At 65.9% G+C, this 19,279-nt stretch carries 20 protein-coding genes; 9 read left to right on the top strand and 11 right to left on the bottom strand.

Annotated elements, in window-relative coordinates:
- Positions 1 to 94: 94 nt before the first annotated feature.
- The 3 genes from EG885_RS06375 to EG885_RS06365 all read right to left on the bottom strand — a co-directional run bounded on the left by EG885_RS06375 (position 95) and on the right by EG885_RS06365 (position 3,179).
- On the bottom strand, positions 95 to 1,249 hold the full coding sequence (locus EG885_RS06375; RefSeq protein WP_131573647.1) for a cytochrome b/b6 domain-containing protein: 1,155 nt from the start codon (positions 1,247 to 1,249) through the stop codon (positions 95 to 97).
- A gap of 96 nt (positions 1,250 to 1,345) precedes the next feature.
- On the bottom strand, positions 1,346 to 2,461 hold the full coding sequence (locus tag EG885_RS06370) for a Gfo/Idh/MocA family protein (protein WP_242679533.1): 1,116 nt from the start codon (positions 2,459 to 2,461) through the stop codon (positions 1,346 to 1,348).
- A gap of 10 nt (positions 2,462 to 2,471) precedes the next feature.
- Positions 2,472 to 3,179, bottom strand: a complete 708-nt coding sequence (locus EG885_RS06365; protein ID WP_131573646.1) for a GntR family transcriptional regulator — start codon at positions 3,177 to 3,179, stop codon at positions 2,472 to 2,474.
- A 99-nt stretch (positions 3,180 to 3,278) separates the two neighbouring features.
- Here EG885_RS06365 and EG885_RS06360 point away from each other — a divergent pair, with 99 nt between their 5' ends.
- From EG885_RS06360 to EG885_RS06330, 7 genes are all read left to right on the top strand, one after another.
- Positions 3,279 to 4,433, top strand: a complete 1,155-nt coding sequence (locus EG885_RS06360) for an LLM class flavin-dependent oxidoreductase (protein WP_131573645.1) — start codon at positions 3,279 to 3,281, stop codon at positions 4,431 to 4,433.
- A gap of 2 nt (positions 4,434 to 4,435) precedes the next feature.
- Positions 4,436 to 5,326, top strand: a complete 891-nt coding sequence (locus EG885_RS06355) for an aldo/keto reductase (protein WP_131573692.1) — start codon at positions 4,436 to 4,438, stop codon at positions 5,324 to 5,326.
- On the top strand, positions 5,323 to 5,829 hold the full coding sequence (locus EG885_RS06350; protein ID WP_131573644.1) for a flavin reductase family protein: 507 nt from the start codon (positions 5,323 to 5,325) through the stop codon (positions 5,827 to 5,829). The genes EG885_RS06355 and EG885_RS06350 overlap by 4 nt, the downstream gene beginning before the upstream one ends.
- 74 nt (positions 5,830 to 5,903) lie before the next feature.
- Positions 5,904 to 6,497 carry a TRAP transporter small permease gene (locus EG885_RS06345; RefSeq protein ID WP_131573643.1) on the top strand — a complete coding sequence of 198 codons (594 nt, stop codon included), beginning with the start codon at positions 5,904 to 5,906 and terminating at the stop codon, positions 6,495 to 6,497.
- On the top strand, positions 6,497 to 7,786 hold the full coding sequence (locus EG885_RS06340) for a TRAP transporter large permease (RefSeq protein ID WP_131573691.1): 1,290 nt from the start codon (positions 6,497 to 6,499) through the stop codon (positions 7,784 to 7,786). Before EG885_RS06345 ends, EG885_RS06340 begins: the two co-directional genes overlap by 1 nt.
- A 20-nt stretch (positions 7,787 to 7,806) precedes the next feature.
- A complete protein-coding gene (locus EG885_RS06335) occupies positions 7,807 to 8,865 on the top strand; it encodes a TRAP transporter substrate-binding protein (protein WP_131573642.1) in 1,059 nt (352 codons plus the stop codon).
- 82 nt (positions 8,866 to 8,947) lie between these two features.
- The gene (locus EG885_RS06330) at positions 8,948 to 9,970 is read left to right on the top strand and encodes a YeiH family protein (protein ID WP_131573641.1); all 1,023 of its coding nucleotides are present in this window, start codon (positions 8,948 to 8,950) and stop codon (positions 9,968 to 9,970) included.
- 11 nt (positions 9,971 to 9,981) lie between these two features.
- On the opposite strand, the gene EG885_RS06325 is transcribed toward EG885_RS06330, so the two are convergent.
- Positions 9,982 to 10,353 carry a hypothetical protein gene (locus tag EG885_RS06325; protein WP_131573640.1) on the bottom strand — a complete coding sequence of 124 codons (372 nt, stop codon included), beginning with the start codon at positions 10,351 to 10,353 and terminating at the stop codon, positions 9,982 to 9,984.
- A 399-nt stretch (positions 10,354 to 10,752) separates the two neighbouring features.
- Here EG885_RS06325 and EG885_RS06320 point away from each other — a divergent pair, with 399 nt between their 5' ends.
- A complete protein-coding gene (locus tag EG885_RS06320; RefSeq protein ID WP_131573639.1) occupies positions 10,753 to 11,214 on the top strand; it encodes a pore-forming ESAT-6 family protein in 462 nt (153 codons plus the stop codon).
- Positions 11,215 to 11,287: 73 nt separating this feature from the next.
- Here the strand turns inward: EG885_RS06320 and EG885_RS06315 are convergent, their stop codons facing one another.
- The 7 genes from EG885_RS06315 to cls all read right to left on the bottom strand — a co-directional run bounded on the left by EG885_RS06315 (position 11,288) and on the right by cls (position 18,328).
- The gene (locus tag EG885_RS06315; protein WP_131573638.1) at positions 11,288 to 12,529 is read right to left on the bottom strand and encodes an AI-2E family transporter; all 1,242 of its coding nucleotides are present in this window, start codon (positions 12,527 to 12,529) and stop codon (positions 11,288 to 11,290) included.
- A gap of 112 nt (positions 12,530 to 12,641) precedes the next feature.
- Positions 12,642 to 13,868: a saccharopine dehydrogenase family protein gene (locus EG885_RS06310; RefSeq protein ID WP_131573637.1), complete on the bottom strand. Its 1,227-nt coding sequence runs from the start codon at positions 13,866 to 13,868 to the stop codon at positions 12,642 to 12,644.
- A gap of 41 nt (positions 13,869 to 13,909) precedes the next feature.
- On the bottom strand, positions 13,910 to 15,004 hold the full coding sequence (locus EG885_RS06305; protein ID WP_207392217.1) for a carboxynorspermidine decarboxylase: 1,095 nt from the start codon (positions 15,002 to 15,004) through the stop codon (positions 13,910 to 13,912).
- A gap of 129 nt (positions 15,005 to 15,133) precedes the next feature.
- Entirely contained in the window at positions 15,134 to 15,532 is a 399-nt protein-coding gene (locus EG885_RS06300) for a hypothetical protein (protein ID WP_131573635.1), read from the bottom strand.
- Positions 15,533 to 15,556: 24 nt separating this feature from the next.
- Complete coding sequence (locus EG885_RS06295; RefSeq protein WP_131573634.1) at positions 15,557 to 16,342, bottom strand: DUF6478 family protein; 786 nt, start codon at positions 16,340 to 16,342, stop codon at positions 15,557 to 15,559.
- Positions 16,343 to 16,529: 187 nt separating this feature from the next.
- Positions 16,530 to 16,865: a 4a-hydroxytetrahydrobiopterin dehydratase gene (locus EG885_RS06290; protein ID WP_131573633.1), complete on the bottom strand. Its 336-nt coding sequence runs from the start codon at positions 16,863 to 16,865 to the stop codon at positions 16,530 to 16,532.
- 23 nt (positions 16,866 to 16,888) lie between these two features.
- Positions 16,889 to 18,328, bottom strand: coding sequence for a cardiolipin synthase (cls, locus tag EG885_RS06285; protein ID WP_242679532.1), 1,440 nt, complete (start codon positions 18,326 to 18,328; stop codon positions 16,889 to 16,891).
- Positions 18,329 to 18,404: 76 nt separating this feature from the next.
- Between cls and accD the strand changes: the two genes are divergently transcribed.
- A partial coding sequence (gene accD / locus EG885_RS06280; protein WP_131573632.1) for an acetyl-CoA carboxylase, carboxyltransferase subunit beta occupies positions 18,405 to 19,279 on the top strand: 875 nt, incomplete at its 3' end.

Below are 19,279 nucleotides of genomic sequence, written 5' to 3'. Positions count from 1 at the left end.
GGTTTTCAGCGGCCATCCTCGGCGGAACGGCGGCGGGGGGCAACTGGCGATGGGCGAACAGGGCCTGTCAGCCAGCGCACATCTGCGTGGGATTTCAACGCCGAGCCGTCAGGCTGACATCGACGGCGACCTGAAAGCCGACCGTCGCCTCGTCGGCATAGGTCGCGCCGACCTGCCAGTCGCGGCGGTCCATTGCCGTCTGGCCCTGCATCCGGGCCACGCCATCGGTGATCTGCAGCGTAAAGGGCAGGGTCACGGGCATCTGCTGACCGCGCAGGCTTAGCGGCCCTTCGGCGACATAGCCCGCGCCTTCGGGGCGGATCCTGCCTTCGAAGACGGCAGTGGGGTTGGCGGTCACGTCGAAGAACTCATTCCCCTTGGCCTGATCGGTGACCGATCCGATGGTGACGCTGTCCATGTTGATGGTCACCCGCACATCGCCCATGCCGCTGTCGGGATCAAAGCTGATCGCGGCGGTCCAGTCGGAGAACCCGCCCTGCACCTGGGTTCCCATCTGGGTCACTGAAAAGCCCAGCTGCCCTTCCAGAACCTGCCAGTCCGAGGCCGCCTGTTCCAGCACCGTCGCCGGGGGGGCGTCCTGCGGGCGGGTCACCAGCGCATAGGCGGTGCCTGCGGCAAAGATCGCGACGGCTGTCAGCGCGGGCATCAGATGGCGCGCGGCGCCGCCCTGCCCTGCCGGTCGCCCGCGCGTCATCCGCGACAAGACTCCGTCGCGGTCGATCAGCCCGTGTTTCAGCGCCCCCGCCACATGCAGCAGGACCGACCCGATCAGCATCCAGGCAAAGACGTGATGCACCCCCGCCATGACCATCGCCAGCGCGGGCGATTTGGGCACCAGCGGCAGCCCCTGACCCAGGGGCCACAGGATCGGCGCGAACCCGTCGGTCGCGGCATGTTCGATCCAGCCGGTCACCGGCACCAGCACCATGGCCGCGTAGAGGGTCCAATGCACCGCCTCGGCCAGCAGGGTCTCGGCCCGGCGGTCGGAATGGACGGGGGCGGGGCGGGGCTGGCCGATCGCCCATGCGATCCGCGCCAGCGCCACGACCAGCGCCGCCAGCCCAAGCGTCTTGTGCAGGGAAAAGACCTGCACCTTCAGCGCCATCTGATCCAGCGGAATGCGCGTGGCCCACAGGCCCAGGCCGATATTGGCCAGGATGATCAGCGCCGTCAGCCAGTGAAAGGTCCGGGCGACGGTGCCATAGCTGCGGGGGGTATTCTGGCGCATGAAAGCCTCGTGTGAATCGTTCACGCGCAGTCTAGCCGAGCGCGCCGCCAAGATGCAGCGCCGCAGATGCACAATGGCTGTGCGATCGTGAAAACGTCACAGAGTGATCACCTGCCCGGTGGTCATGGCGCGTTCGGCGGCAAGTCCCATCAGAACCGCCCATTTTCCGTCCGTCACCGTCACCTCGGGCCGGACCCGTCCGCCGCGCACCAGATCCAGAAAGCGCTGATGCTGATAAAAGGTCGAGCCGTTGTGATCGCCCGCCGCCAGCAGCGCCGGATCGACCGGCACGGGCAGGATCTGCGGCCCCATCGGATCGCGGGGTGACACGACGACCTGCGCCACCGGGGCGGCGCCCAGATGGTCGGGCCAGAACCGGGTCGGGCCGGGCACGAAGGCCTCGATCTTGCCGCGCGGGCCGGTGGCGCTGATTTCTTCCTGCCAGCGCGATCCTTCGGCGAACATGCACAGTTCCAGCATGGCACACACGCCGCCTTGGAATTCCACCGCGACATAGCCGTGATCAAAGATGTCGGGGGTCTGGCCGTCGTGATCCTCGTCCAGATGGTTCAGGGCCTGCCCGCCGGTGGCCATGATCCGCACCGGATCGGCACCGATGGCCAGCCGCATCAGATCGAAGAAATGGCAGCATTTCTCGACAAAAGTGCCGCCGGTATAGCGGTTGAAGCGGTTCCAGTTCCCGACCTTGGACAGAAAGGGATAGCGGTGTTCGCGGATCGTTAGCATTCGGATGCCGCCGGTCGCCTCGGGGGCCATCTGCAACAGCTGCGCGACGGGCGGCATATAGCGGTATTCCATCGCCACCCAGACCGGCGCGGGATAGCTGGCGGCAAAGGCATCCACCGCCGCCACATCGTGCAGATCGGTGAACAGCGGCTTTTCGACTAGCACCGGCAGCGGGCGCTGCGCCGCGATGGCCTGCAATTGCGCGACATGCAGGAAATTCGGGCTGGCGATCAGCAGGCAATCCAGATCCGGCACGGCCAGCAGCGCCTGAATGCTGTCCACCATCTGCGCCTGCGGGGCCAGCGCCGCCGCCCGCGCCCGCATCTGCGCGTCGGGTTCGAAAATCGCGCCCACCGCCGTGCCCGGCAGCAGCGCGATATTGCGCAGATGTTCCTGCCCCATCATGCCGCAGCCGATCACGCCATAGGTGACCCTGCGCAAGCCTGCGGGCGCCGTCATTGTCATCGCAATCTCCTCAGATAAGCCGTTGCACGTACAGGGCACGTTCGCTGTCGTACCAAGTGCGGGAAAACTCGACCGCATGGGCGGCCTGCGCCCAGGACAGGCGGCGGATGAAGGCGGTGGTCTGGCCGGGACGCGGTGCAAAGGCGGGCGGCGACCAATCGGGCACGGGGCCCAGCCCCACCCTATCCTCGGCCCGGGTGATCCACAGCTTCAGCGCGCGCTTATAGGTCAGATACAGCGAATCCTGCACCAGATCGGCGGGGATGCGGCCTGCGCCACCATCCAGCCAGATCTCTTCGACCGCGATGGGCACATCGTCCAGAGAGCGCAGCCGCCGGAACCGGGTGCCGTGATCCGAGGTGCCATAGGCGGGCTGACCGGCATCCTTGGGCAGATAATCGACCGACAGGATCTGCGCGCGGGGCAGCCCGCCGCCGGTCTGCGCATGTTCCAGCCGGAACATCGAATAGACCGCCCGCGTCGGCGATCCTGCCCGAACGTAATTGCCCGACCCCTGACGGCGTTCCAGCAGGCCCTGCTCCTCCATCTCGGCCAGGGCCTTGCGCAGGGTGCGCACGGTGGTTCCGTGGGCTGCGGCCATGTCGCGTTCGGGGGGCAGCTTCTGGCCATCGACCAGACGGCCTGCGGCGACCTCGCGGATCATCATCTCGGCGATCTGCAGATGCAGGGGCAGCGCGTCGCTGCGATGCTCGTCCATATCCGCCCCTCCTGTGACATTCAAATTGATGCACCATTGATTTACATCAGGGACGGGGGTATGCAAAGGGGAATTCGCGGGCCTGTGACGGAGGAGACCATGACTGTCGTTCCTGTAACCTCGGCTGATCTGACAGAGGTCGAGGTCGCCTGGTTCTCGGCGCTGTGTTCGGACGATTACCGCCATCTGGGCGTTCCCGACGGGGCGCTGCGGTCGTCGTGGGCGCATTGTTCGGCCATCGTGAAAGCCGCCGAGCGCCACGGCTTTGGCAACATCCTGTGCCCGTCCAGCTATCAGGTCGGTCAGGACACCTTGTCATTCGTGGCGGGCTGCGCGCCGATCACCGATCGCATCAACCTGCTGGCCGCGATTCGCTGCGGCGAGATGCAGCCGATCATGCTGGCCCGCACCATCGCCACGCTGGATCACATGCTGCAAGGCCGCCTGACGCTGAACGTCATCAGCAGCGATTTCCCCGGCGAGACGGCGCCCAGCCCGTTCCGCTATCAACGCTCGCGCGAGGTGGTGCAGATCCTGAAACAGGCCTGGACGCAGGACCGGATCGATTTCCATGGGCAGGTCTATGACTTCACCGATGTCGCGACCGACCCGGCCCGGCCGTATCAGACCGGCGGCCCGATGCTGTATTTCGGCGGCTATTCGCCCGATGCGCTGGACCTTTGCGGGCAGCATTGCGATGTCTATCTGATGTGGCCCGAAAAGACCGAGGATATCGCCGACCGGATGCGCGCCGCCCATGCGGCCGCCCAGAAACACGGTCGCACGCTGGATTACGGTTTTCGCGCCCATGTGATCGTGCGCGACACCGAGGCCGAGGCCCGCGACTATGCCCGCGATCTGGTCAGCCGCCTGGACGACGATCAGGGCCGCGCGATCCGCGAACGCGCGCTGGACGCCGGATCGCTTGGCGTCAGCCGTCAGGCCCGCAACCGCGAACTGGCCGATCTGGAAGGGTATGTCGAACCGAACCTGTGGACCGGCGTGGGCCGGGCGCGGTCCGGCTGCGGCGCGGCCATCGTGGGATCGACCGATCAGGTGCTGACCAAGCTGGAGGAGTTGCAAAGGATGGGCGTCCGCGCCTTCATCCTGTCCGGCTATCCGCATCTGGACGAGGCCGATCATTTCGGCAGCCGCGTGTTGCCGCAGATGCGGACCTGCCAGCTGAACCGTGTCTGGGGCCGCGTCCCCGCCACCACCCCCCCAACGCCCCTTGGCACCGGCGAAAGGCGCTGATGATGAACCGCGTAACCCTGACCGACGATCTGTCCCTGTCCCGGCTGGTCTATGGCATGTGGCGGATCGGCGACGATCCCGACACCAGCCCCGCCCATGTGCAGGCCAAGATCGAATCCTGTCTGGCCCAAGGCATCACCACGATGGATCAGGCCGACATCTATGGCGGCTATACCGCCGAGGCGGTTCTGGGCCGCGCCCTGCGCACGGCCCCCGATCTGCGCGACCGGATCGAGATCGTGACCAAATGCGGCATCGTCGCGCCGATGGGAAAATATTCCGACGTCGCCTGCAAGCATTACGACACCTCGGCCGCGCATCTGCGCGCCTCGGTCGAGGCGTCCTTGCGCGACATGGGCACCGACCGGATCGACCTGCTGCTGATCCACCGCCCCGATCCGCTGATGGATGCGGATGACACCGGCGCGGCACTGGACGCCCTGATCACCAGCGGCAAGGTTCGCGCGGTGGGCGTGTCGAATTTCCGCCCCTGGGATGTGGACCTGCTGCAGGCCTCGATGCAGGCGCCGCTGGTCACCAACCAGATCGAGATCTCTCTGGCGGCGCCCGGCGCCCTGACCAATGGCGATCTGGCCTTTCACCAGCGCCGCCGCGATCCGGTCATGGCGTGGTCGCCCTTGGGCGGCGGGCGCCTGATGACCGATCAGGGGCTGCTTGGGCAGGCGCTGGACCAGATGGCGGACGCCTTCGGGGTGGACCGTCAGGCCGTGGCGGTGGCGTTCCTGTTGCGTCATCCGGCGATGATCCTGCCGGTGCTGGGCACCAATTCGCTTGCACGGATCGCGCGGATCGCAGATGCCGGGCAGGTGGATCTGAGCCGCGTGCAATGGTTCCAGCTTTACCAGGCCGCCCTTGGCCAAGAGGTGCCATGACCGCAGCGACGCCGCATGATTTCATTCCCGGACCGCAGAACACCCGGATGCTGCGCGACGCCTTTGGACGCTTTGCGACCGGCGTCACGCTGGTCACCGCCGCCCATGAAGACGGCTGCATGGCGATCACCGCCAACAGCTTTTCCTCGATCTCGATGGACCCGCCCTTGGTCATGTGGTCGCCCGCCCGCGCCAGTTCGCGCTATGCGGGCTTTGCCGCCGCGCGCCATTTCGTCATCCATGTGCTGGCCGCCGATCAGGCCGATCTGGCATGGGCCGTGGCGCGCAACCGCGACGCGTTGGACGGGGCCGGGCTGGCGCTGAACGATCAGGGCGTGCCGGTGCTGGAGCGGTGTCTGGCGCGTTTTGACTGCGCGCAATTCGCGCTGCACGAGGCGGGCGATCACGCGATCATTCTGGGCCGAGTCCTGAACGCCCGGATCGCCGAGGGCGCGCCGCTGGCCTTTTACGGCGGGCGCATCGCGGGCATCGCGCTGGACTGAACCGGGGGATGCCGGGCTGGGATGAGGCGCCCCGGCATCGCCCATAATCCATCCTTGGGGGAGGAGACGGCCAGATGAGCCTGTTGCACACCGTAATCCGGCAATTGTCGTGGATCAACGAATATCTGCTGCGCGCGGGCCGCGCGGTGGGCATCCTTGCGATCGGGGTCATGGTCTGCGTGACCATCGCGCAGGTCATCGCCCGCTATGGCCTGAACAGCGCGCTGGCATGGCCGGACGAGGCGGCGCGGTTCTGCATGCTGTGGATGACCGGGCTGATGGCACCGACCGCCTTCCGGCGCGGCGGCTTCGTGGCGATCGACATGATCCCCGCGATGCTGCCCGCCACGCTGGCGCGCATCCTGAACCTGCTGCTGCTGTGCCTGTCGCTGTTGGTCATGATCGTGGCCGTGCAGATCGGCTGGCGCGAGGTGACGGGCCTTGGCGGGCGCTTTGCCAGCGCTTCGCTGTTCCTGCCCACATCGCTGGATTTCAGCACCTGGTACCGCATCCCGCGCGCCTGGATGATGGCCTCGATCCCGGTCGGTCTGGTGCTGCTGATTTCGGTCAATGTCGAACTGATCCTGCGCACGCTGGCCGATCTGGTGGGGGTGCGCGACCTGCCACCCATCGAGGGGCTCGATCCGGGCCTGAGGGGGGCGGAATGATGTTGATCTGGTTCCTGCCGCTGTTCCTGGTCTTTCTGATGATCGGCCTGCCGGTGGTCTTCGGCATGCTGGCAGCCCCCGGCATCCTGTTGTGGATGAACGGTCAGGAACGCGACCTGACGCTGCTTTATCGCAACCTGTACAATGGCATCGACAGCTTTCCGCTGATGGCGATCCCCTTCTTCATGCTGGCCGGAGAGCTGATGAACCGCGGGGGCATCACCCTGCGGCTGGTCGAGTTCGCGCAGGCCCTGATGGGGCATTTCCGGGGCGGGCTGGCGCATGTGAACATCCTGTCATCCATGCTGTTCGCGGGCCTGTCGGGATCGGCGGTGGCCGATACATCCGCGCTTGGGTCGATGCTGATCCCGGCGATGGAAAAGCAGGGCTATACCCGGCGCTTTGCCGCCGCCATCACGGCGGCCAGCTCGGTCATCGGGCCGATCATCCCGCCTTCGGGGATCATGATCATCTATGCCTATGTGATGGGCGAAAGCGTCGCGGCGCTGTTTCTGGCAGGGATCGTGCCGGGCATTCTGGTCGGTCTGGGCCTGATGGCGGTCGTCAAGCTGATGGCCGACAAATACGACTTTCCCATCGCCTCGCGCCGCCAGACATGGCCCGAACGCGGTCAGGCCAGCCTCAAGGCGTTCTTTCCGCTGATGACCCCGGTCATCATTCTGGGCGGCATCCTGGGCGGCGTCTTCACGCCCACCGAGGCGGCGGCGGTGGCGGCGGTCTATGCGCTGGTGATCAGCCTGTTCGTGCTGCGCACGATGAAGGTCGCGGAACTGCCCGATGTTCTGGGCCGCGCGGCGCTGACATCCGCCGTGGTGCTGCTGCTGGTGGGGGCCGCGATGTCGTTCAAGACGGTCGTGTCGCTGTCGCAGACGCCGCAGATGATGGCCGACTGGATCCTGACCCTGACAGCCAATCCGCTGCTGTTGCTGCTGTTGATCAACCTGCTGCTGTTCGTCGTCGGCATGTTTCTGGATGCAGGCCCCGCGATCATCATTCTGGCGCCGATTCTGGGGCCGGTCTTTACCGGCATGGGGGTGGACAGCGTTCATTTCGCCATCATCATGTGCGTCAACCTGACGGTGGGGCTGGCGACACCGCCCATGGGGCTGGTGCTGTTCGTGGCCTCGGCCGTATCGGGCGAAAAGGTCATGACCATCGCCCGCGCCATCCTGCCGTTTCTGGCCGTCGAGGTGTTCGTGATCTTCCTGATCACCTATGTCCCGGCCATTTCGCTGACGATCCCGCGCCTGACCGGCTTTGCGGACTAGACCATCAAGGGAGGACTGAGATGCTGAAAACCACTTTGACCCTGACCGCCGCGCTGATGCTGCCGCTTGGCGTGGCCGCGCCTGCCATGGCGCAGGAATACACCATCCGCGCCGTCGCCAATTCCAACGAGAATGACGAGGATTTCGACGGGCTGCAGGTCTTCAAATCCCATGTCGAGGCGGCGTCCAACGGTGCCATCGCGGTCGAGATCTATATGGGCACACAGCTGTGTTCGAACGGCGCGGAATGCCTGCAGGGCGTCGCCGACGGCTCGATCGACGTCTATATCTCGACCTCGGACGGGGCGGCGGGGCTGTTTCCCTATCTGCAGGTGCTGGACCTGCCCTATATCATGGCCGATGACCGGGTGGCCGAACGGGTTCTGTCGGGCGATTTCACCCGGCAGCTGCGCGACATGGCGCTGGAGGATTCGGGCGGATTGCTGCGCCTGATGACCATCGGCAATACCGGCGGCTGGCGCAATTTCGCCAATACCGAACGCCGCATCCAGACGCCCGCCGATCTGTCGGGGCTGAAGATGCGCACCGTGGTGGCCGACTTGCCGCAGGAACTGGTGCGCGCGCTGGATGCCTCTCCCACGCCGATTCCCTGGGCCGAGCTGTTCACCTCGCTGCAGACCAATGTGGTCGAGGGGACCGCAAACGGCATCACCGACATCATGTCGATGCGCTTTCCCGAAGCCGGGCTGCAATACCTGACGCTGGACGGGCATGCCTATATGAGCGCGATGTGGTGGATGTCGAACGACAGCTTCATGGCCATGCCCGAGGATATGCGCGCCATCATCGTGGACGGCTTCTATCAGTTGCAACAGGCGACCTTCGCCTCGCCCAAGCGCAAATCCATCGCCGCATACGAGGAATTCGCGGCAGGCGGCGGCGACGTCTATGTCCCCACGCCCGAGGAAAGGGCCGCCTTCACCGAAGCCGCCGCCCCGGTCTATGAGTGGTTCACCAGCAGCGTGGATGGCGGCGAGGAGATCCTTGCGACCTTCCGTCAGGCCGTGGCTCAGGCCGAAACCGATCTGGCTGCCGAACGCGCCCGCGACATCCAGTAGCCTTCCCGGGGGGCACCCCTGCCCTTCCTTTCAACCCTGAACGGGGGCATCCCTGCCCCCGTCGACACATTCCGGAACGCCGATGCCCCTGCCCCGCCTTGCCGATCTGTCTGCCCGCCTGCCCGCGCAGGCCCGTCTGCTGGCACCCGGCGTCACGCTGGCGGTGACGGTGGCGATGGCGGCGCAGTTCCTGTCCAGCCATTACGGCGTGCCGGTGATGCTGATGGCGATCCTGCTGGGGATGCCGCTGCATTTTCTGGCCGAGGACGACCGCGCCGGACCCGGCATCGATTTTGCCGCGCGGGGGCTGCTGCGAATCGGCGTGGCGCTGCTGGGCTTGCGGGTGTCGCTGGACATGGTGGCCGCGATCGGCTGGCCGTTCATCGCGCTTCTGGCGCTGTCGGTGGCGATGGTCATCCTCGGCTCGGTCGCGCTGGCACGGCGGGTGGGGCAGGATCGCGCCTTCGGCCTGCTGACGGGGGGATCGGTGGCGATCTGCGGCGCCTCGGCGGCGATGGCCATCGCCTCGGTCCTGCCAGCCCGCGACACGACCGAACGCGATCTTTCCTTTACGGTCATCACCGTGACGGCGCTGTCGACGGTCGCGATGATCCTTTATCCAATGCTGACCAGCGCGCTTGGGATGGACCCGCATCAGACCGGTCTGTTTCTGGGCGGCACGATCCATGATGTCGCACAGGTCGTCGGCGCAGGCTATTCGGTGTCGGACGAAACCGGCGATCTGGCGACGGTGGTCAAGCTGATCCGGGTGACGCTGCTGGCCCCGGTCGTGCTGATCGCCGCGCTGGTGCTGCGCCGCGCCAGCGCCGGATCAGGCCCCCGCCCGCCTTTGCTGCCGGGGTTCGTGCTGGCCTTTCTGCTGCTGGCCGCCGCCAATTCCGCGCATCTGGTGCCGCTGGTCGTCACGGATGCGGCGCAGTCCCTGTCGCGCGCCGTGCTGGTCGCCGCCGTCGCCGCCGTCGGCATGAAGACAGCGCTGGCCCGACTGGCCGAGGTCGGCCCGGCAGCCATCGTGATGCTGCTGGTCCAGACCGCCGCACTGGCCGCGCTGATCGCCGTCCCGCTGCTGCTGGGGCTGGTCTGACCGGGGCCAGCCTAGTCGCTGACGGCCGACCCGGCAGGCGGGGCCCCCATCGGCGCGACCCCGTCGATCATGATCAGCGTGCCGTCGACGGGGCTGAACACCATCTCGGTCGGGACGCCGCCGCGTTCAGCGGCGACGACCAGCGCGTCCGGGGTCCGCACGACGACGATGTTCTGATACCCTTGCGCCACCAGATCGGCGGCGACCTCTTCATCTGTGGCGACCGAGGTCAGGACCGGAAACTCGATCGCCTCCATGCGGGTCACCTCGCCTGCCGGAACGTCCGGCGCGGCGGTCTGCGCCTGCGATGCGACAGCCGCAGCGGTGGCCAGCACCATCGCCAGACCGCCGGTCCTCAGAGTGCCGAATAAGCGGTTCATCATGACAAGATCTCCCTCTGCCCGCGCGCGTTTCCGTTCGGGGATTGCGGCGTGCCCTTCGGTCAGCGCAGCCCAATGGGGCAACGGATACCGGGCGTGCCGGTTCACTCACGCTTGTGTCACGCCTGCATGCGACCTGCCAAGCCCTTGGTCAGCCCCGGCATCCCGCCGCGCGGATCGATCATGCGAACGTGTGCCGCCATGCCGGGGCGCAGCCCTTGGCAAGCCGGAACCCGCGCATCCGGGCCCCATCGCGCAACGCCATTCCGGCAGCGATCCGCCGAGAACCGGGCCGTCGCGCGCTGGCTCTGGGCATTCCCGGACCACCACGACTAGCAATGGGCCGTCGCCGCCCGGCCTTGTGCCGGACGCGCGCCACGCATGATCAAATGGAGACATCGCATGATCCGCAACATCGCATTCGCCCTTGGGCTTGGCCTTCTGCCTGCCGCAGCCCTTGCTCAGGATGCCACAGCGCCTGCGCCTGCCCCCGCACCGTCCGACGCTCAGGCCGCAACCCCCGAAGCGGCCCCCGACGCCCCGGCGATGGCCCCGGCGGATACCGAAACCACCTATCAGGCCGCCCGCAACCAGCTGGGCATCCTGCAATACTGTCAGGAACAGGGCTTCAGCGGCGCCGAAGCGATCGAGGCACAAAGCCAGCTGATCGCCATGCTGCCCGCCGGTGACGAGACCGCAGGCGCCGCCGCCGAAGAGAAGGGCGCCGAAGGCATGGTTGCTGTCGGCGGGAACGAGCTGTCGCTGGCCGACGCCGTCGCCGGTCAGGGTGCCACCGTCGAAAGCACCTGCCAGCAGATCGAGGCTGCGGTCAACGAGATCGCACCGACCCTGCCCGCAGGCTGACATCTGCCGCCGTCGACATTAAAAAACGGGCCGGTTTCCCGGCCCGTTTTCATATCGGCATCCTGTCCGGCCCTCAGGGGCGCGGATCGTCCGCCTCGCCCACATCGGCGGTCGCCAGCCGGGCCGAGGGTTCATCCTCGGCTGCGGCGCCCGCCTCGACCAGATCACGGGCCTCGTCCTCGTCTTCGTCCGCCAAAGCGGGGGGTGCATCGCCCGCCAGGAAGTTGCCGAATTTCTCCCATCCCGGAACATGGTCGGCCAGCACGCGCATGACGACCAGAACCGGCACGGCAATGACCATGCCAAGCACCGACCACAACCACGCCCACATCGCCACGGCCAGAAACACCACGACGGTGTTCATCTGCAACCGCCGCGAGACGAAATAGGGGGTGATGATCTGCCCTTCGAGCGAGGTGAGGCCCAGATAGGTCAGCGCCACCATCGCGGGCCAGAACAGCCCCGGCATCACGACCAGCGCGACCAGCAGCGAAATCACCACGCCGGTGATCGCCCCCAGATAGGGAATAAAGTTCAGAACAAACGCACCGATCCCGAACAACAGCGCGCCCGGCATGCCCCAGGCCCACATCGCCAGGCCCACGGCCAGCCCCAGAAGCGCATTGATGATCGTAATCGCGCCCAGATAGTTGCCAAGCGAATCCTCGATCTGGCGCAGCGCCAGATAGGCCCCGCGCTTGTCGCGCAGCCGATCAAAGCTTTGCACGATCTTCAGATACAGCAGATCGCCCGAGGCGATCATGAAAAACAGCAGGATCAGCGTAAAGACGACCTGCCCGAACAACAGCGGCGCCGAGGTCATCACCATGCCAAGCGTCGTCTGGCCGTCCGTCTCGACCCGGATCGCGGGACGGGTGTCGTCTTCGTCGTTCGACGATTGCGCCTCGTCGATGCGCTGCGCCGCGTCGCGCAGATCCGACAGGCTGTCGCGGACATTGTCGAATTTCTGTTCCAGTTGGGCGCTGATCACCGGCATATTGGTCATTGCGCGGCTCAGCGGGCCGCTGGCGGCATAGGCGATGACCGCGACTGCCAGCAGGATCGACAGAGTGATCCCCGCCGCCGTCAGCGCGTCCGGAATGCCGCGCCGTTCGGCAAAGCGGCGCAGCGGCGTGAAGACAAAGAACAACAGCCCCGCCATCGTCACCGGCATCAGAAAGTCCCGGCCCGCCGCAATGGCCGAAAAGGCGAGGATCAGGAAGATCCCGATCACCGCCCAGTTGGCCAGACGCGGCATCCGGCTGTTCTCGCTCTGCTCGAATGCCGGAAACATCCGGTCCTTCGGACGTTCCATGAACCCCTCCCCTCAGCATCAATTTTTGACGCAATTTCAGCGCCGAACGCAAAGGGCGGGCCGGATGTTCCGGCCCGCCCTGCGTCGGCTATCAAAGATCAAACCTTAAGGTTCAGATTTCGCGGTCGCCCGAGGCGTCTATGACCCGTGTCGGCAGGCCCATTTCGCCCAACAGTTCAAGGAAAGGCCGCGCGGCCAGTTCCTCGACATTGGCCATGCGGCCCACGTCCCAGGGCCCGCGCGCGATCAGGATGGCCGCCGCGACCGGAGGCACCCCGGCGGTATAGCTGATGCCCTGACTGCCGACCTCGTCGAAGGCCTCCTTGTGGTCGGCGACGTTATAGATGAACACCTCGCCCGGCTTGCCGTCGCGGGTGCCGCGCACCAGATCGCCGATGCAGGTCTTTCCCTCGTAATCGGGGGCAAGACTGGCCGGGTCGGGCAGCACGGCCTTGACCAGCTTCAGCGGCACGACCTGCCGTCCGTCATCCAGTGCCACCGGCTGTTCCGACAGCAGGCCCAGCTTTTGCAGGACCGTGAAGACGTTGATGTAATGTTCGCCAAAGCCCATCCAGAAGCGGACATCCGCGTCGGGATAACGGGCGGCAAGGCTGTGCACCTCGTCATGGCCCGACAGATAGGCGGTGCGCTTGCCGACCACCGGCAGATCCCATTCACGACCCACCTCGAACATGCGGTTCTGCTGCCAGGCGCCCTGCTGCCAACTGTAGACCGTGCCGGTGAATTCGCGAAAGTTGATCTCGGGGTCGAAATTCGTAGCGAACCAGCGGCCATGGCTGCCCGCATTGATGTCCACGATGTCGATGCTGTCGATCTTGTCGAAATATTCATCCTCGGCCAGCCGGGCATAGGCATTGACCACGCCGGGATCGAAGCCCGCGCCCAGCACGGCGGTCACGCCCGCTGCCGCGACATCTTCGCGCCGGGTCCATTCGTAATTGCCGTACCAGGGCGGCGTCTCGCAGACCTTTGACGGGTCTTCGTGGATCGCCGTGTCGATATAGGCGGCCCCCGTGCGGATGCAGCCCTCCAGCACGGTCATATTGATGAAGGCGGTGCCGACATTGATGACGATGCCCGCATCAAGCCGGCGGATCAGCGCCTCGACCGCATCCGCATCCATGGCGTCCAGCGCGTGGCTGGCAAAGGGCATCTGATGGCCCTTGTCGCGCAGGGTGGCGATGATCGCATCGGCCTTGGACTGGGTGCGGTTCGCGATATGCAGTTCGCCGAATTCATCCGCCCATTGCGCCAGCTTATGCGCCGTGACCTGCGCCACGCCGCCTGCACCGATGATGAGCACGTTCTTCTTCGCCAATTCTGTCTCCTTGTCGGGGGGTGGCAGAGGATGGGTCGCCTTCAGGACAGGCTGCCTTTGTAATCGTCATAGCCAAAGCTGCGGACGGTGCGGATCTGGCCATCCTCGTCGCGGATCGCGATGGCGGGCATAGCCACGCCGTTGAACCAGTTCTTTTTCACCATCGTATAGCCCGCCGCATCCGCGATGCTGATCCGGTCGCCGATCTGCAGGGGCGCGGGGAACCGCGCCTCGCCGAAGATATCGCCCGCAAGGCAGGTCTTGCCCGCGATCTGATAGGCGTGATCGCCCGCCTGCGGCAGCTTCGCATCCTCGCGATAGATCAGCAGGTCCAGCATATGCGCCTCGGTCGAGCTGTCCACGATCGCCACCTGCTTGCCGGTGTCGATGATGTCCAGAACGCTGACCTCCAGCGTGGTGGTGCCCGTGATGCTGGCCTCTCCGGGTTCCAGAAAGGCCTGCACGCCGAAGCGGTCCTGAAACGCCTTCAGCCGGTCGGCCAGACGGTCCAGCGGATACCCCTCGCCGGTGAAATGGATGCCGCCGCCAAGGGACACCCAGTCCAGCCGGGACAGGATGGCGCCGAATTCGGTCTCGATTCGGGTCAGCTGGCGGTCGAACAGGTCGAAATCGCCATTTTCGCAATTGTAATGGATCATCACGCCGCTGATGCGGTCCAGCGCCTGTTCCAGCCTGTTCAGATCAGCCTCTCCGAGCCGCGAAAAGGGGCGCGCGGGGTCGGCCAGATCGAAATGGCTGGTCGAAAACCGCGGGTTCAGGCGCAGGCCGGTGGCTATGCCTGCGGCCTTGGGGCCGAACCGGTCCAGCTGCGACAGGCTGTTGAAGATGATCTTGTCGGCATAACCGACCGCCTCGTCGATCTCGTGATCGGCCCATGCCACGGAATAGGCATGGGTTTCGCGGCCGAATTTCTCATGCCCAAGGCGCAGTTCATACAGCGAGGACGAGGTCGTGCCGTCCATGTAATCGCGCATCAGATCAAAGACCGACCATGTGGCAAAGCATTTCAGCGCCAGCAGGGCCTTGGCGCCGGATGCCTCGCGCAGCCAAGCGACCTTTTCCATATTGGCGCGCAGCGTCGCCATGTCGATCAGGTAATGCGGCGTCTGCGGCAGGGTCATCGGCCAACCTTCCTGTGAAAGCGCACGGGTTTGCGAAGCCGCGATATAGCCACGCCCCCCGCTTTTCGCAAGGAACCATGACAGGCCGGTGACGACAGCGCGTTGCGGAACGGTGCGGGCGGCTCAGCCCGCAGCCATCCCGGCGGCAAAGCGGCGCAGTTCCCGCTTGACCAGTTCCAGTTCGGCACGAAGGGCGGCGATCTCGGCGGTCAGGTCGTCATCCAGCATCCGGCCCGCCATCAGCGTCAGGCGGTCCAGAACATGACCGTCGGGATGGGTGGCCTCGTCCCCGCTGGCGCCGCTATCGGCTTTCAACAACAGCGTCTGAATGCCCTCGCCAAGCACTTCAGGGGGCAGGTCGACCTCGACCAGCCAGCTGTCATCGCCCTCGTCGGTCAGCCGCGCTTCGGCCAGAACCGCACCATGCTGGACCAGAACCACGCGCGCGGGGGCGCCCTTGGGCGCATTCAGATGTCCGCGCCAGACACCGCCCTTAAGGCCAAAGCTTTCGAACTGGGGCATCGCGGCCTCCTTGAGACACAGGGCTTAGATATGGGCGCGGGGATGGCGCGACAGGATCACGTCGCGCAGCGCGATGGCATTCATGAACGGCGCCTCGAAGATGACGTCCAGCCAGGCCTTGTCGACCGAACGCTGCGACAGCTCGGCATAGCCCAGATCGAATTCGACGACGCGGTTGCAGTTGTTGCCCTCGATCGGGTCGCCCATCTGGCGCAGGATCGATTCGGTGTTCGGGCCCTGCTGGATGTTCAGCCGGGAATAGACCTTGATCGGCCGTTCGGCCTGCAGGGTTGATTCCAGCCGGACGATGTAATGCCCGCCCAGATCCTTCAGCGCCTCGGTCGGCAGGCTGAGCGAGAAGGACAGATAAGACCCCGCAAAGCCCATCACCTCCAGCTTGAGACCATATTCGGACAGATCGGTCGCCAGCCGGTTGCGGGTCTGGCACAGGATCAGCGCGCGTTCGGGGCAGTCGTGATACAGCGCCACCTCGTCCGACAGCCATTTCCCGTCGGGAGGAGAGATCAGCGCCGGCAGCGTGCTGCGCGCGCACAGCACCTGCGGACGCCAGCGCCAGTCGGTGCCGGTGGGCAGGTCGATCCGCGACAGCGAATCGCGCGACCGGACCACCAGCGCATCGGCCGCCTGCAGGAACCGCGCCAGCACCTGCTGCAGATCGCGGGCCTCGTCGCGCAGATCGTCATTGACCGGCGTATAGGCGAAGGTGACCGACCGCAGGAACCGGTCCCATTGCCGCGCCGCATTCCGGCGGATGCGCTGCGCCATCCAGCCACTGTCACGCCGTGCCATTCATGGTCCTTCCGTCGGTCGGGGAAAGGGTCACCCTGCGCGGGCATGGCCCCTTGCGGGTCATGAGGGCATGCCAATGTGTGACATCAGCGCAGCGACGACTCGTCATGCGGTACAACCTATTACACTACGCCTTTGGGATAGACCGGGTTTCCGTGCAGGACAACCCTGTCGAAAGACCAGCCCCTCAGCCCAGCAGCGCATCCAGCCGGGCGGCGCAGATAAAATCGTTTTCCGTCAGCCCCCCCGCCGCATGCGTGGTGAAAGTCACGGCACAATAGCCCCAGCCAAAGGCAATATCGGGATGATGCCCCTGACTGTTGCCCAGCCATGCGGCCAGATTGGCCATCTCGACCGCGCGGGCCCAGCCCTTGAAGGTGAACCGCCGGGTCATGCTGCGGGCATCGTCGGACAGCTGCCATTCCGGCAGCCGCGACATCATCCGCCCGGCCTCGGCGGCCTCCAGCGGGGCCGTATCCCCGGTGCAGGGCTGACAGGTCCGGGCGGCAAGATCTTGGGTCATGGTCGGTTTGCCTTCATCAAAAATTACAGCAACGGAGAGGCCAGCGCGAACAGGTTGTTGCGGATGCGGCGCCACGCGCTCCAGTCGCGGACCTCGTCCAGCGTGACCCGGCGGGCGCGGTCGGCATAGCTGGTCTGGCGGGCATCCAGCATCCCCACGAATTCGGGATCGAACACGGCCATGTTGACCTCATAGTTCAGCTCGAAACTGCGGCGGTCCAGATTGGCGCTGCCGATCATCGCCATGCGCCCGTCGACGGTCAGGATCTTGGAATGCAGCAAGCCGTCCTGAAACAGCATCAGCCGCACCCCCGCCGCCAGCAGCCCGTAATAGAACCCCTGACTGGTCGCCCCCACGATCAGGCTGTCATTGCGGGCGGGCAGGATCATCGTGACCTGCACCCCCCGCCGCGCCGCCGCCCGGATCGCCGCATCCAGCGCCGCATCGGGCACATAATAGGGCGTGGTGATCACCACCCGGTCGCGCGCCGCATGCAGCATCGCCGACAGACAGTCCGACACGCTGCCCGCCCGCAGATCCGGCCCCGTCGCCACCACCTGCGCCGCCATGCCGGGATCGGCCACCGGCGCGACCGGCTGCAGCATCGGCCCCAGATCGCGGCCCGTATAGCTCATCCAGTCGCCCAGAAAGACCGCCTGCAACTGCCGCACGGCAGGCCCCTCGACCGAGACCAGGATATCGACCCAAGGCGCAAAGCGTGGCTTGATCGCAAAGGCCATGTCGGCGGCATTGCGGCTGCCGGTAAAGGCGATGCGGTTGTCGATCACCAGGATCTTGCGGTGGTTGCGCAGATCCAGCCGCTGGAACAGCACGCTGATGAAGGGCAGGCCCCAGGGAAAGGCGGTGACGCATTCCGCACCCGCAGCCTGCATCCGCGCCCACAGGGCCGACCGGACCAGCGTGCGCGACCCAAGCGCATCGACGATGACCCGGCATTGCACGCCCCGCGCCTCGGCCCGGCAGATCGCCTCCGCGATCTTGGTGCCGCTGACATCGGGCAGCCAGATATAGAACAGCACATGGACGTGATCCTGCGCCCCGTCGATCGCCTCGACCAGCCGGTCGATGGCGCCGTCGCTTTCCTCCAGCAGTTGCAGCCGGTTTCCAGCCGTGGCCTGCATGCCGCCCACGGCGGTATTGGCGGCGATCACCGGGCCTGCGGGATCGGGCGCCGGGGCCAGGATGGCGGGCACGGGCGTGCGCAGCCCGGTCAGCCGGTCGCGCACATCGGCCATCCGCTGAACCTCGGCCTGCTTCATGCGGACCTCGCCGAACAGCAGATAGGCGGCGATCCCCAGCAGCGGCAGGGCCTCGATCACCATGATCCAGACCAGCCGGACCGACGGCTCGACCCGGGGTCGCAGCAACACGCGGGCGATGATCACCAGCGACAGGGTGGTATGCGACAGAAAGAACAGGGTGGCCCACATGGCGCGCATCATCCGCCGCCCCCCCGGCAATTGCAATTCCCTGCGTCGCGGCCTAATTGAGGGACTGAAACAGCCAAGGCCATTCGCGATGAACTGGATCACGAACTATGTCCGCCCGCGCATCAACTCGCTGTTCTCGCGCCGCGATGTGCCCGAGAATTTGTGGACCAAATGCCCCGAATGCGGGACCATGCTGTTCCACCGGGAACTGTCGGACAATCTGAACGTCTGCACGAACTGCGATCACCATATGGGGATCACCCCGCGCGAACGCTTTGGCGCGCTGTTCGACGGCGGCGCCTTCATCGAGGTGAAGGTTCCCGATCCGATCGTCGACCCGCTGCAGTTCCGGGACCAGAAGAAATATCCCGACCGCATGAAGGCCGCGCAGAAATCCACCGGCGAAAAAGAGGCCATGCTGGTCGCCGAGGGAGAGATCGGCCGGACGCCGGTCATCGCCGTGGGTCAGGACTTCAGCTTCATGGGCGGGTCCATGGGCATGTATGTCGGCAATGCCATCGTCGCCGCCGCCGAACGCGCGGTCAAGGTCCGCAAGCCGCTGGTCCTCTTCTCCGCCGCCGGTGGCGCGCGCATGCAAGAGGGCATCCTGTCGCTGATGCAGATGCCCCGCACCACCGTCGCGGTCGAGATGCTCAAGGAAGCGGGCATCCCCTATATCGTCGTGCTGACCCATCCGACCACGGGCGGGGTGACGGCCAGCTATGCGATGCTGGGCGATATCCACATCGCCGAACCGAATGCCCTGATCTGTTTCGCAGGCCCCAGGGTCATCGAACAGACCATCCGCGAAAAGCTGCCCGAAGGATTCCAGCGCGCCGAATATCTGCTGGAACATGGCATGCTGGACCGCGTCACCCATCGCGGCAAGCTGCGCGACGAACTGGTCTCGATCCTGCGCATGCTGGGCGGCCTGCCCGCCCCCACGCGCGCGGACCTGCCGGC

Origin of the sequence: Paracoccus nototheniae, assembly GCF_004335005.1 — a bacterium.
In the GTDB taxonomy this organism is placed as follows: Bacteria; Pseudomonadota; Alphaproteobacteria; order Rhodobacterales; family Rhodobacteraceae; genus Paracoccus; species Paracoccus nototheniae.
This window is presented reverse-complemented; position numbering and strand designations above follow the sequence as displayed.

What these genes read in the sequence shown, in the direction of transcription:
- EG885_RS06375 (WP_131573647.1), bottom strand. Translation starts at nt 1,249, where the DNA reads ATGCGCCAGAATACCCCCCGCAGCTATGGCACCGTCGCCCGGACCTTT.
- EG885_RS06370 (WP_242679533.1), bottom strand. Translation starts at nt 2,461, where the DNA reads ATGACAATGACGGCGCCCGCAGGCTTGCGCAGGGTCACCTATGGCGTG.
- EG885_RS06365 (WP_131573646.1), bottom strand. Translation starts at nt 3,179, where the DNA reads ATGGACGAGCATCGCAGCGACGCGCTGCCCCTGCATCTGCAGATCGCC.
- EG885_RS06360 (WP_131573645.1), top strand. Translation starts at nt 3,279, where the DNA reads ATGACTGTCGTTCCTGTAACCTCGGCTGATCTGACAGAGGTCGAGGTC.
- EG885_RS06355 (WP_131573692.1), top strand. Translation starts at nt 4,436, where the DNA reads ATGAACCGCGTAACCCTGACCGACGATCTGTCCCTGTCCCGGCTGGTC.
- EG885_RS06350 (WP_131573644.1), top strand. Translation starts at nt 5,323, where the DNA reads ATGACCGCAGCGACGCCGCATGATTTCATTCCCGGACCGCAGAACACC.
- EG885_RS06345 (WP_131573643.1), top strand. Translation starts at nt 5,904, where the DNA reads ATGAGCCTGTTGCACACCGTAATCCGGCAATTGTCGTGGATCAACGAA.
- EG885_RS06340 (WP_131573691.1), top strand. Translation starts at nt 6,497, where the DNA reads ATGTTGATCTGGTTCCTGCCGCTGTTCCTGGTCTTTCTGATGATCGGC.
- EG885_RS06335 (WP_131573642.1), top strand. Translation starts at nt 7,807, where the DNA reads ATGCTGAAAACCACTTTGACCCTGACCGCCGCGCTGATGCTGCCGCTT.
- EG885_RS06330 (WP_131573641.1), top strand. Translation starts at nt 8,948, where the DNA reads ATGCCCCTGCCCCGCCTTGCCGATCTGTCTGCCCGCCTGCCCGCGCAG.
- EG885_RS06325 (WP_131573640.1), bottom strand. Translation starts at nt 10,353, where the DNA reads ATGATGAACCGCTTATTCGGCACTCTGAGGACCGGCGGTCTGGCGATG.
- EG885_RS06320 (WP_131573639.1), top strand. Translation starts at nt 10,753, where the DNA reads ATGATCCGCAACATCGCATTCGCCCTTGGGCTTGGCCTTCTGCCTGCC.
- EG885_RS06315 (WP_131573638.1), bottom strand. Translation starts at nt 12,529, where the DNA reads ATGGAACGTCCGAAGGACCGGATGTTTCCGGCATTCGAGCAGAGCGAG.
- EG885_RS06300 (WP_131573635.1), bottom strand. Translation starts at nt 15,532, where the DNA reads ATGCCCCAGTTCGAAAGCTTTGGCCTTAAGGGCGGTGTCTGGCGCGGA.
- EG885_RS06295 (WP_131573634.1), bottom strand. Translation starts at nt 16,342, where the DNA reads ATGGCACGGCGTGACAGTGGCTGGATGGCGCAGCGCATCCGCCGGAAT.
- EG885_RS06290 (WP_131573633.1), bottom strand. Translation starts at nt 16,865, where the DNA reads ATGACCCAAGATCTTGCCGCCCGGACCTGTCAGCCCTGCACCGGGGAT.
- cls (WP_242679532.1), bottom strand. Translation starts at nt 18,328, where the DNA reads ATGATGCGCGCCATGTGGGCCACCCTGTTCTTTCTGTCGCATACCACC.